Source organism: Paraburkholderia sp. (assembly GCF_026225065.1).
Taxonomy (GTDB): Bacteria; Pseudomonadota; Gammaproteobacteria; order Burkholderiales; family Burkholderiaceae; genus Paraburkholderia.
Map to the genome: position 1 here is coordinate 1 of NZ_JAMFSB010000390.1, position 12,149 is coordinate 12,149.

Consider the following 12,149-nt stretch of genomic DNA (forward strand, 5'->3'; position numbering starts at 1 on the left):
AGGCAGCGCGTATTCTAACCGCGACCGCCGCTGTCAAAACCACCTCAAAACTATCGAATCTGAGAAATCGATAGTCTTGGGTAGCCTCACATCACGTGACATCACATCAGGTTGTGGCAGATTAATAGTCGACCGGCAATGGATCAAGACTACGCCACATATACCAGGTCGCGACTGTGCGCCACGGCTCCCAATTCGCAGCTACCTCGCGCGCCTCGCTGCGCGTGACGGGCTCGCCGCTGAAGTAATTGAGGCTGATCGCGCGGATCAGGCCGAGATCGTCCAAAGGCAGGACGTCCGGGCGCGACAGATTGAAGATCAGGAACATCTCCGCGGTCCAGCGGCCGATGCCGCGGATCTGCGTGAGTTCGGCGATCACCGCCTCGTCTTCCATCGTGGTCCACTTGCCCACGTGCAAGGCGCCCGAGACGAAGTGCTCGGCGAGATCGAGAATGTATTCCGTCTTGCGCTTCGACAGACCGCACGCCATCAGCTTGTCTTGCCCCAGCTTGACGAACTGTTGCGGCACGAGCTTCGGACACGCGCCTTCAACGCGATGCCACGCCGCCTGCGCAGAGGCCACGGAAATCTGCTGCCCCACCACCGAGCGCGCGAGCGTAACAAACGGATCGCCCCGGCTCAGCAGATGCACTGGGCCGAATTTCGGAATCAGTTTCTTGAGAATACGGTCGCGCTTGACCAGATCCGCACACGCCTTGTCCCAGTAGTCGGGGCGTGTGACTTCCGGCGTGAGACCGCCGACCTGCACCGGCACGGCGACTTCCGCGTCGTCCAATGCACGCGTTTTGCGCACGACTTCACCTTCATGCAGCGTGTCGCGCGCGAGTTCCTGTACGTCATCGGTGAGTTCGGCCGGCACGGCACCATTGCCAGTATGACTTTTCACGCGTGTTGCGCGCGATGCTTTCGCGCCTCTCGCAAGCTTCGGTGCATGCGCTGACGCGCCGTTGAGCGCGCGCTTCACCGGTGTGTTCTTTGCCACGCCACCTGCCTTGGCGGCAACCTTCGCCGCGGCGGGCGCCGCTTGCACCGCGCTGCCGTTACGCGCGCGAGTCGATTTCACTGCAGCTGCCGCGCCTGTTTTAGACGCAGCCCGTTTAGACGGCGTCTTCGTGGCCGTTGCCATCCTGCCTCCTGCCTGGCGAGTCGATCAAAGGGAAGTACGAGGTGCGCTCACACGCGCCGCCACTCGGTCAACCCGCCGGGTTTGTCTTCAAGTGCAACGCCAGACTCGAGCAATTCGGCCCGAATCCGGTCTGCTGCCGCATAGTCCTTCGCCTGCTTGGCGGCCACGCGCGCTGCGATCTTCGCTTCGATCGCAGCGGGCTCGAGCGCGCCATCACTCACGCTACCCGCAGCCTGCTGCAGGAATGCACGCGGCTCACGGCCCAGCAGTCCGATGATGCGCGCAAGCGCGCGCAGTTGTCGGGCCAGCGCGGTATCGCGCGTGCGGTTTACCTCACTTGCCAACTCAAACAGCACCGACACTGCCACCGGCGTGTTGAAGTCGTCATTCATCGCCGCCCTGAAACGTTGCGCATGCGCTTCGTTCCAGTCGAGCTCGGCGCCGTCCGGACTCACGTCTTTCAGCGACGTGTACAAACGCGTGAGGGCGTTGCGCGCGTCGTCGATATGCGTGTCGCTATAGTTCAGCGGCGAACGGTAGTGCGCACGCGCAATGAAAAAGCGCACCACTTCAGCATCGTACTGCGCGAGCACTTCTCGGATCGTGAAGAAGTTGCCTAGCGACTTCGACATCTTCTCATTGTCGATCTGAACGTACCCGTTGTGCATCCAGTAATTCACAAACGTTTGACCTGTCGCGCCTTCGCTTTGCGCGATTTCGTTCTCATGGTGCGGAAACTGCAGATCCTGTCCACCACCATGAATATCGAAATGATCGCCGAGCAGCGTGCAGCCCATCGCCGAGCATTCAATATGCCACCCGGGACGGCCGCGCCCGTACTTCGAGTCCCAACCCGTGTCCGCAGGCTCCTCCGGCTTGGCCTGTTTCCACAGGACAAAATCGAGCGGATCCTGCTTCGCGTCGTTGGCCGCCACACGCTCGCCTGCGCGCAGATCTTCGAGCGACTTGCCCGATAGCTTGCCGTAGCCAGAAAATTTTCGCACGGCGTAATTCACATCGCCATCGCTCGCCTGATAGGCATAGCCGTTTGCTTCCAGCTTGCCGATCATGTCGAGCATCTGCGGGATGTAGTCCGTTGCGCGCGGCTCGAGATCGGGACGCTCGATGCCGAGCGCATCCGCATCTTCATGCAGTGCCGCAATGAAGCGATCGGTCAGCGACTTGATCGTCTCGCCGTTTTCGACGGCACGGCGGATGATCTTGTCGTCGATATCGGTAATGTTGCGCACATAGGTCACCTTGTAACCGAGCGTGCGCAGCCACCGTTGCGCGATATCGAACACGACCATCACGCGTGCATGGCCAATGTGACAATAGTCGTACACCGTCATCCCGCAGACGTACATCCGTACGACGCCCTCTTGCAGCGGCACGAAAGTTTGCTTGTCACGCGCGAGCGTGTTGTAGATGCGCAGTGATTCCATAGAGACGATGCGTGGGTCGAAAGAAATCCGCAATGTTTTTCGTGCGCGCCGCGCCCGCTTCTGATACCGGCCCGGTACAAGCTCAGTACAAAACAGGTGTAGCGCATACAGCAGCAAACCGGTGCACCGGGTGCGGCGGTCAGGCTGCGATCAAGGCGGGACGACCACGAGTGGCGAAAGACAGTATGCGGTTCAACGGAACGCGCAGACCTTTTGTTAGAATGGGTCGGAGTATAACATCCAGACCCGAGCCTATGAAACCTTCCAGCGGCCGCGCGCGAAGCGCCGCGACCCTCGCCGCCACGGCCCTGTGCGGCCTCGCCGTCATGCTGCTGCCGGGCGTGCCTGCCTATGCGCAGAAGTCCCCTATGATCCCGCAGGGCGCTGCTGTGCGCGACAACACGCCGGAAATCGACACGTTGATTGCGAAGCAAAACTGGAACGCCGCGCTCACGCAGCTCGACGCCCGCATCGCCGCGAATCCGCGCGATGCGCAGGCGCAGTTCAAGCGCGCCACGGTGCTGGCTCACCTGAATCGCGACGACGAAGCCATCAACGCCTTCCTCGCGCTGACGCAGAGTTACCCGGAATTGCCGGAGCCGTATAACAACCTTGCGGCGCTGTACGCGAAGCATGGGCGCTATTCGGAAGCGCGTGAGGCGCTCGAAACTGCCACCAAGGCGAACCCCAACTATGGGCTCGCCTACGAGAATCTCGGCGACCTGTACCTGCGCCTCGCCGCCTCTGCCTACCAGCGCTCGCAGGACCTGGGCCAGGCCAGCGGGCCGACGAAGCAGCGGCTCGCCGACATCCAGAAGATCGTCTCGCCGCCGAAGAGCGCCGAGCAGCCGGTCAAGAAGGTCGCCGCACCGCAAGAGGACGCAACGCCCACCATGCCGAACATCACGAACTCGCCCAGCTTCCAGTTCGGCGGCTCGAATGGTTCGCTCGCCATGCCGCCGTATATGGCGCCATCGCAGTAACCAGACGTATCGCACACTCATCGCCAACGTTTTTTCCACCCTGAGGATCTTCATGAAATGGTTGATGCTGGCGCTCGGTAGCGCCGCCCTGATCGCGAACGCACCCGCCTTTGCCCAGTCCGCCACGCCGGCGACGCATCCGTCCGTGCTCTTCAAGACCACTGACGGCGATATCCGCGTCGAGCTGTACCCCGAGAAGGCGCCGAAGACCGTCGCGAACTTCCTCGACTATGTGAAATCCGGTCAGTACAGCGGCACGATTTTTCATCGCGTGATTCCGGGCTTCATGATCCAGGGTGGCGGCTTCACGCAGACCTACGCAGAAAAGCCGACTCGTGCGCCGATCCAGCTTGAAAGCCGCAACGGCCTGAAGAATGTCGTCGGCACGATCGCCATGGCGCGCACCAGCGACCCGGATTCGGCCACCTCGCAATTCTTCATCAACACGGCGGACAACGCCGGGCTCGACTATCCGGGTCAGGACGGCAACGGCTACGCCGTGTTCGGCAAGGTCACCTCCGGTCTGGACGTCGTGAAGAAAATCGAAGGCACGCCGACCACGACGCGCGGCCCGATGTCCGACGTGCCGCAAACGCCGATCGTGATCGAATCGGCTACGATCGTCAGCAAGTAAGCAGACTGGCGAAGAGAAGCAAGCAGGCAAACTCACTGGCTAGCAAGCGCACCCGCCGGCGATGCAGTCCGTCGTCGCCCTTGCAACACCACTGCCCCCGGCGCGGCCCCATCCACCATGCGATGCGCCGCGCCTTTCACCCTCCTGTTCCTCAAAGGATCCCATCATGGTCGAACTACACACGAATCACGGCGTCATCAAACTCGAACTGGACGCCGAGAAGGCACCGAAGTCGGTTGAGAACTTCCTCAACTACGTGAAGGCCGGTCACTACGACAACACGGTGTTCCACCGCGTGATCGACGGCTTCATGATCCAGGGTGGCGGTTTCGAACCCGGCATGAAGCAAAAGCCGACCGAAGGGCCGATCACCAACGAAGCAAACAACGGCCTGAAGAACGTCAACGGCTCGGTCGCCATGGCGCGCACCAACGATCCGCATTCGGCGACGGCGCAATTCTTCATCAACGTCAATGACAACGATTTCCTGAACCACTCGTCGCCGACGCCGCAAGGCTGGGGTTATGCCGTGTTCGGCAAAGTGGTCGACGGTCTCGACATCGTCGAAAAAATCAAGAAGGTGAAGACGGGTTCGAAGGGCTTCCACCAGGATGTGCCGGCGGACGACGTGATCATCGAAAAAGCGGTCATCGTCGAGTAAGCAACTGGCCGTGCGCCAGCGGTTGCGGTCGCGGGTTCCGCTGCGGCCGAGGGTTCGGCAACACGCTGGCGCGCAGCATGCAGTTCCGCGAAGCATTTAACTGCAACTGAAATCAGGCAACCTTCAATGCTGCAAGAAACGCCGCTACGAAGCGTCGCCGCGGGCGGGCCAGGCGAGGGCAAACGCCCGCATGGCGCACGCCCGCTGTTTCTCATCTCAGACCTGCATTTGAGCGAGGACATTCCGCGCACGGTCGCCGCATTCGAACACTTCATCCGCACCACGGCTGAAGAAGCCGATTCGGTTTTCATCCTCGGCGACCTGTTCGAATACTGGATCGGTGACGACATGCTGAGCGACCCATTCGTCGCGCGCATGGCGGCGCTCATGCACACGCTGTCCGAGCGCGGCGTCGCCCTCTACGTCATGCACGGCAATCGCGACTTTCTGCTAGGCAAGCGCTTCATGAAAGCGGCCGGCGCAATCTGGTTGCCAGACCCATTCGTGATCACCGCGTTCGGCGCGCGCATCACGCTCGCACATGGCGACGCGCTGTGCACCGCGGACCACGCCTATATCCGGTTTCGCCGCGTCGCACGCAGCCGTTTCGCACAAATGCTGTTTCTCGCCTGGCCGTTCAAATGGCGTCATGCGCTGGCCAAACGGATGCGCTCGGCGAGTCAGGAAAGTCGCTCGCGGCCGGTCTCGCCGAAATATGACGTGACGCAAGAAGGCGTAGCTGCGTTGTTCAACGAGACGGGCACGACGACCATCGTGCATGGCCACACGCACCGGCCGGCAACGCATCGCGAGCCGGGCGGTACGCGCTGGGTACTGCCGGACTGGGACCTCGATCACGGCGAGCGCCGTGGCGGGTATTTGCGAATCGATGCCGACGGGCTCAGGGCCCTACCCCTGGACTAGGCGCTGCACAAGCCGCCGGATAGAACACTGGACTAACTCTCAGCCGCTACCCGATCCACCCGCCCCGCGATCGCCGCGGACAAACGCCGCAGATCGAGCAATGCCGCGTCTGCGCCCTGTAGCGCTTCGAGACGGGTGCCGAGCCGCTCCAGCGCTGAGACAATTTCGTCGATACGTTGTGACTGCGTCGCCGCGTGATCGATCAAACCGTGGATAGCGAGCGAAACCGGATCGTCCGCGTTCGGCGTAATGCCGTAGGCACAGAATGCGTTGCGCGCCGCCGCCTTCTTATCGCAATCACGGCCAGCAGCCTCGTGCGCAGGCGCGGCAGGCATGATCACCCGTGCCGGATTGCCCACTGCCGTGCCGCCCGTCGGCACCGGCTTGACGACTACCGCATTCGAACCGATCTTCGCCTCTGCGCCAATCGTGAAGCCACCGAGTATCTTGGCGCCCGCGCCGACGATCACACCGCGTTCGAGCGTCGGATGCCGTTTGGCGCCCCGCGTGAGCGAGGTGCCACCCAGCGTCACGCCCTGATAGATCGTGCAGTCGTCGCCGATCTCCGCCGTTTCGCCGACCACGACGCCCATGCCGTGATCGATAAACACCCGGCGGCCAACCGTCGCGCCCGGATGGATTTCGATACCCGTCAGAAAGCGCGCCATCTGCGACACGAAACGCGCCAGCCAACGGCGCTGTGCCCGCCAGCAGGCATGCGCGAGCCGATGCAGCACGAGCGCATGCAGACCGGGATAACACGTGAGCACTTCCCAGGCGCTGCGGGCGGCGGGATCGCGCTCGCGGATCGTAGCGATGTCTTCGCGAAGTCTCGTGAACATGGCAGTGACGCTTTCGTGGGGACGTGGGGCCGGGTGCCGCCAGGCGGCGCACGACGGAGCACCGCCGTTAGCAGACCGGCAGCTTTGCTTAGAACGTTTTGGGGAATTGTAGGGGCGATTGCGTCAAACCTGACGGATGCCCCCGTTACCGGCAAGGTCGTCGTGCGTGCCGAGGGGTTGGCGCACGCGCTCAGGACGCGCCATCGGATAGGCGCGCGCCGTCCTCAGGACGCGCCGTCGTCCGGATGCTTCACCTTCAGCAGGATGAGCTTCGCGATGCCGCGCACAATATTCACCTCTTCACGCTCGAGCCCCGAGCGCGCAAAAAGACGTCGCAGGCGCGACATCAGCTTCCTGGGATTATCCGGGTCGAGAAACTCGAGCGCCACCAGTGCACTTTCGAGGTGCGCAAACATGCCTTCGATTTCGTCGCTGGGAGCGAGCGAGCCATGCGCGGCAACCTGCGCCTGGTCTTCGTCGCTCGCGCCAACACCGTTGCCGACGTTAATGCGGTCACTACTGCCGACACCCGCAACAGCGCCAGGAACGCCACCCAGACCGGCCGCACTACCTGCACCGCCCGCACCGAGATACGCAGTGCGCAACTCATACGCCAGCACCTGCACGGCCTGCGCCAGATTGAGCGAGCTATACGCCGGATTGGCCGGAATATGCGCGAGCGCACTGCAGCGCTCGACGTCTTCGTTCGACAGCCCCGTGCGCTCATTGCCGAACACCAGCGCGATATCGCCGTGCACGGCATGCTCGCGCGCCTGCGCCGCGGCCGCGCGCGGCGCAAGCTGCGGCGGCCCATATTCGCGCGAGCGCGCCGTCAGCGCCACCGACCATTGCACGCCATTGAGCGCATCCGCCAGCGTCGGCACGACATGAGCGCCGGCCAGCACATCGTCCGCGCCGCTCGCCATGGCGATCGCTTCGGGATCGGACTGCACATGGGGCACGCGCGGCGCGACCAGCACGAGCCGCGAGAACCCCATGGTTTTCAGCGCACGCGCCGCAGCGCCGACATTGCCGGGATGACTGGGCTCGACGAGCACGAAACGCGTCGACGTAAAACCGCCGCGCACAGGCGCAGCGCTGTCCGGCGCGCAAATCCCGGACGACGTAGGAGAAGACGAAGACGGGTTGCGGGGATCGGCCACGATAAAAAATAGGGAGCTAAAGGCCCCTATGGTAGCGCCAACCGGCCCGCTAGACCTACCTGGATCGGATGCTGCGCTGCCGGAGAACCCCGGAGTCGGGTAAAATCACGGCTATTCGCGCCGTCTTTGTACGAGCGCCTCGTTCTTATTCAATTCGTCTCCGTCGACGGAACGCCTGCCAAGCGGTCGTTCCGCGTTGTTTCAGCTGCGTAGTTTCAGCTCATTTACAGCTCATTACCGGTAAGCAGCCGCACTGCCCCGGCACAAGGATCCAGGCTCATGCATCCCATGCTCAACATCGCCGTCAAGGCCGCGCGCCGCGCCGCGCAGATCATCAACCGGGCGTCGCTCGATCTCGACCTGGTCCAGGTCAGCAAGAAACAGCACAACGATTTCGTCACGGAGGTCGACAAGGCATCGGAAGCGGCGATCATCGATACGCTGAAGACCGCCTACCCCGATCACGCCATCCTCGCCGAAGAATCCGGCAAATCGGACAACGAGTCCGAATACCAGTGGATCATCGACCCGCTCGACGGCACCACGAACTTCATCCACGGCTTCCAGTACTACTGCGTGTCGATCGCTCTCGCGCATAAGGGCATCGTCACCCAGGCCGTTGTCTACGATCCGAACCGCAACGACCTGTTCACCGCTTCGCGCGGCCGCGGCGCGTTCCTGAACGACCGCCGCATCCGCGTGAGCCGCCGCGACCGCCTCGCCGACGGCCTGATCGGCACCGGCTTCCCGTTCCGCGAAACCGACGGTCTCGAGTCTTACGGGCGTCTGTTCAAGGAAATGACCGAAGCCTGCGCCGGCCTGCGCCGCCCGGGCGCGGCTGCGCTCGATCTGGCGAACGTCGCCGCGGGCCGCCTCGACGGCTTCTTCGAACAAGGACTGCATGCGTGGGACATGGCTGCCGGCAGCCTGCTGATCACCGAGGCGGGCGGTTTGGTGGGCAACTACACGGGCGATTCGGAGTTCCTGCATATCGGCGAAATCGTCGCGGGCAATCCGAAGCTGTACGCCCAGATGGTGCCGATCCTGTCGCGCTACAGCCGCACGAAGCAGCAAGCGGCATAAGGCTGTAACACGCGTAGCAACGCGCGCAAAGCGGCTTCGGCCGCTTTTTTATTGATGCTGCCCCGATGTCCGGCCAGCATTCGTTGGCGCCGCGGCCTGCATGTGGCGCCGCTTCATGCTACAAAGCGACAGGCCGCTCCGGTATCGTTTTCGTCGTGCCGGCGTGCTTTTGACGCACGACCCTCGCGCAGCATCCCGAACTGCTCCATGAAAAAAGGCTTCTATACGATCATCGCGGCGCAGTTCGTGTCGTCGCTCGCCGACAACGCGCTGCTGATCGCGGCGATCGCGCTGCTCTCGGTCATCCGCTCGGCCGCATGGGTCACGCCGCTGCTGCAGATCTTCTTCACGGTCTCGTACGTGTTGCTGGCGCCGTTCGTCGGCGCGTTTGCGGACGCGCTGCAAAAACGCCATGTGATGTTCGTCTCGAACGCGCTGAAGGCAAGCGGCTGCCTGCTGATGATTGCCGGCGTGCATCCGATGATTGCGTACGGCGTGGTCGGCTTCGGGGCGGCGGCCTACTCTCCTGCAAAATACGGCATCCTGACTGAATTGCTGCCCCCCGACCGGCTGATCCCGGCAAACGCGTGGCTGGAATCCGCCACCGTGCTGTCGACGATCGTCGGGACGATGCTGGGCGGCGCGCTAATCAGCACCTACGCCTCCAACTTCGTATCGCATGCGCGGCTGCCACTGATTCATTCCGCGGCCGATCTGGCCATGCTGGCGGTGATGGTGACCTATGTGATCGCGGCTGCGATCAATGTGGGTATCCCGGATACCGGCGCGCGCTATCCGAATCGCCTCAAGGAGCCGAAGAAACTGGTGGGCGATTTCGCGCATTGCTTCAACGTACTGTGGGCCGACAAGCTCGCGCAGATCGCCCTGTGGGTCACTACGCTGATGTGGGGTGGCGCGGTCACGCTGCAGTTGCTGGTGTTGAAGTGGGCGGATGTAAACCTTGGGCTGTCGCTGTCGAAAGCGGCTGTCATGCAGGGCATTACGGGGCTCGGTATTGCAGTGGGCGCCGCCGCGGCAGCGACGCTCGTGCCGCTGCGCAGTTCGCTAAAGGTGCTGCCGATCGGCATCATTACCGGCGCCGTCGCAATTGGCATGGCGTTCTATAGCAAGGGGCTGTTTCCGCCGGGCATGGGCATTCGCGTCGGTCCCTTTGTTGCGCCGATTTACATCGTGCTCGCTTATCCGTTGATGATCCTGCTCGGCGCGCTGTCGGGTTTCTTCATCGTGCCGATGAATGCGCTGCTGCAGCATCGTGGCGCGACGCTGCTCTCCGCAGGTCATTCCATTGCCGTGCAGAATTTCAACCAGAATCTGGCAGTGCTGTTGATGCTCGGTTTGTACGCGATTCTGCTCACGGCGAAACTGCCGGTGCCGTGGATCATTGTCGTGTTCGGCACCTTCATTACGTTCATGATGTGGATGGCCAAGCGCCGCAGTACGGCGAATGCGCGCAAGGTCGATATGCGGGCGCTGGTCGGAGAATAGCGGCTCGCACAAAATGCGCACCCCGGCTGCCGGATGAATATCTCGACGACTGGCGCGCACCGGATGCCCGTTATGACACAGAAGGCTGGATGTTCTGGTTGTAACGGAACAGGTTGTGCGGGTCGTACCGGGTCTTCACCGCGACGAGACGGTCGTAGTTCGGACCATAGGCCGCACCGATACGGTCGGTCTCGTCCTGCGTCAGGAAGTTGACGTACACGCTGCCCAATGCGAAAGGCGCAGCCGCCTCGAAGAACCCGCGCGCCCATGCGATGCATCGCTCATCGTCGCTTGCGTCGCTCCAGCGTCCATGCACATTCATGACATATTTCGCGTCGCGGTTCGGATAGGCAGTGGCCTCGACCGGAACACGGGTTGTTTGAGCCCCGATCTGACCGAAGAAGATTTCGCATTGCGGCGACGGCAGCTTGCCGATGGCGTCAATCAGCACGTCCAGCAGTCCGTCCGGCAACTCGGCCAGATTGTGCGATTTCCAGTAGTTGCGCGCGCCGGGCGTCAGCAGCGGATCGAATGCCTGTTGCCACATCGCATACGGCATCGGGCCGAGATGTTCTCCGTACGGGGTGCCGAAGCGGCGCACCGCGTCGAGCGCGCCCGGCCCATCAGCAACTGCGCCGTTGTAGCAGCTCGCAAAAGCGATGATCGGTTTGCCGTGGACATCCTGCGGCAGAAACGGCAGCGGCGGCGCGAGGCGCAGGACGGCCCATACAGAGAGTTCATCCGGCATATCGTCGAATGCTGCGCGATATTTCTTGAGCGCCTCTTTTGCCTGTTCCAACGGCAATACGACGAGCCCGCCGAACACCTCCGGCCCGACTGGATGCAGCCGGAATTCGAACATCGTGACGACGCCGAAATTGCCTCCGCCGCCGCGAATCGCCCAGAACAGATCCTCATGCGCATCAGCGGCGGCACGAACCAGTTCCCCGTCCGCCGTGACGACATCCGCCGAGACGAGATTGTCGACCGTCATCCCGTATTGGCGGCTGAGCCAACCGAAGCCGCCGCCGAGCGTCAGGCCCGACACGCCGGTCGTCGAATTGATTCCGAGCGGTGTCGCCAGCCCGAAAGCCTGCGCTTCATGGTCGAAATCGGCGAGCGTGGCGCCCGGTTCGACATAAGCGCGACGCGCAGCCGGGTCGACCCGTACTGATTTCATCGGCGACAGGTCGATCATCAGCCCGTCGTCACAGACCGCACTGCCTGCGATGTTATGCGCGCCGCCGCGCACAGCCAGCGGCAGGTCGTTATCGCGAGCAAAGGCCACTGCACGGCGAACATCGGCCACTCCCACGCAACGCACGATGACTGCCGGGCGGCGGTCGATCATTGCATTCCATATACGGCGCGCTTCGTCGAAACCGGGATCGGCAGGCAGCAGCACTTGCCCTCTCGTCGCAACTTTCAACTCTTCGATTGCATTGCTGGACAGATTGACCATGAGACACCTCCTGGAACGCGGACGATACTTAAGGCAACAGGTAAGGGAGAGTCAAAATCCTGAAGGTCTTGCCTTCATCCAGGGGGTGCCGACAAGACTCGTCAACATCGATGAGTCCGTGCAGCCAATCTATGCGGAGGGTTTCTTCTTCACGGCAGGATGCATCGCTACGCTCAGATCCAATTCATTCTTGAGTGGTTGGGCATCGTGATGTAACTGCTCGCTAATCGGTCGCGCGTGCGTCACGCGTGACGCGGTGCTTCTACCGGCGGCGTGCCGTCATGAAACAGCGTCTTCAA

General features: G+C 62.4%; 11 protein-coding genes. 6 read left to right on the plus strand and 5 right to left on the minus strand.

The window, feature by feature from the left end; genetic code table 11:
• Positions 1-121: 121 nt before the first annotated feature.
• Both M0954_RS27200 and cysS read right to left on the minus strand, forming a co-directional pair.
• On the minus strand, positions 122-1,147 hold the full coding sequence (locus tag M0954_RS27200; protein ID WP_122155342.1) for a DNA-3-methyladenine glycosylase: 1,026 nt from the start codon (positions 1,145-1,147) through the stop codon (positions 122-124).
• A 47-nt stretch (positions 1,148-1,194) separates the two neighbouring features.
• Positions 1,195-2,592 carry a cysteine--tRNA ligase gene (gene cysS / locus M0954_RS27205; RefSeq protein WP_122155343.1) on the minus strand — a complete coding sequence of 466 codons (1,398 nt, stop codon included), beginning with the start codon at positions 2,590-2,592 and terminating at the stop codon, positions 1,195-1,197.
• A 254-nt stretch (positions 2,593-2,846) separates the two neighbouring features.
• Here cysS and M0954_RS27210 point away from each other — a divergent pair, with 254 nt between their 5' ends.
• The 4 genes from M0954_RS27210 to M0954_RS27225 all read left to right on the plus strand — a co-directional run bounded on the left by M0954_RS27210 (position 2,847) and on the right by M0954_RS27225 (position 5,794).
• Positions 2,847-3,575, plus strand: a complete 729-nt coding sequence (locus M0954_RS27210; RefSeq protein ID WP_123387778.1) for a tetratricopeptide repeat protein — start codon at positions 2,847-2,849, stop codon at positions 3,573-3,575.
• 52 nt (positions 3,576-3,627) lie between these two features.
• Positions 3,628-4,209 (plus strand): peptidylprolyl isomerase, encoded by a 582-nt coding sequence (locus tag M0954_RS27215; RefSeq protein ID WP_122151435.1) that lies wholly within the window; start codon positions 3,628-3,630, stop codon positions 4,207-4,209.
• Between the two features lie 166 nt (positions 4,210-4,375).
• Positions 4,376-4,870, plus strand: a complete 495-nt coding sequence (locus tag M0954_RS27220) for a peptidylprolyl isomerase (protein ID WP_122151436.1) — start codon at positions 4,376-4,378, stop codon at positions 4,868-4,870.
• A 126-nt stretch (positions 4,871-4,996) separates the two neighbouring features.
• The gene (locus tag M0954_RS27225; protein WP_297356585.1) at positions 4,997-5,794 is read left to right on the plus strand and encodes a UDP-2,3-diacylglucosamine diphosphatase; all 798 of its coding nucleotides are present in this window, start codon (positions 4,997-4,999) and stop codon (positions 5,792-5,794) included.
• Positions 5,795-5,826: 32 nt separating this feature from the next.
• Here M0954_RS27225 and cysE read toward each other — a convergent pair whose 3' ends face one another.
• Positions 5,827-6,636, minus strand: a complete 810-nt coding sequence (gene cysE, locus M0954_RS27230; protein WP_297356587.1) for a serine O-acetyltransferase — start codon at positions 6,634-6,636, stop codon at positions 5,827-5,829.
• 224 nt (positions 6,637-6,860) lie between these two features.
• Complete coding sequence (locus M0954_RS27235) at positions 6,861-7,751, minus strand: RNA methyltransferase (RefSeq protein ID WP_123387972.1); 891 nt, start codon at positions 7,749-7,751, stop codon at positions 6,861-6,863.
• 327 nt (positions 7,752-8,078) lie between these two features.
• Here M0954_RS27235 and M0954_RS27240 point away from each other — a divergent pair, with 327 nt between their 5' ends.
• Together M0954_RS27240 and lplT are read left to right on the plus strand one after the other, a co-directional pair.
• Positions 8,079-8,882: an inositol monophosphatase family protein gene (locus tag M0954_RS27240; protein ID WP_122151439.1), complete on the plus strand. Its 804-nt coding sequence runs from the start codon at positions 8,079-8,081 to the stop codon at positions 8,880-8,882.
• A 207-nt stretch (positions 8,883-9,089) separates the two neighbouring features.
• Positions 9,090-10,388 (plus strand): lysophospholipid transporter LplT, encoded by a 1,299-nt coding sequence (lplT, locus tag M0954_RS27245; RefSeq protein WP_123387780.1) that lies wholly within the window; start codon positions 9,090-9,092, stop codon positions 10,386-10,388.
• A 70-nt stretch (positions 10,389-10,458) separates the two neighbouring features.
• Here the strand turns inward: lplT and M0954_RS27250 are convergent, their stop codons facing one another.
• Entirely contained in the window at positions 10,459-11,850 is a 1,392-nt protein-coding gene (locus M0954_RS27250; RefSeq protein ID WP_122151441.1) for an FAD-binding oxidoreductase, read from the minus strand.
• Between the last annotated feature and the right edge of the window lie 299 nt (positions 11,851-12,149).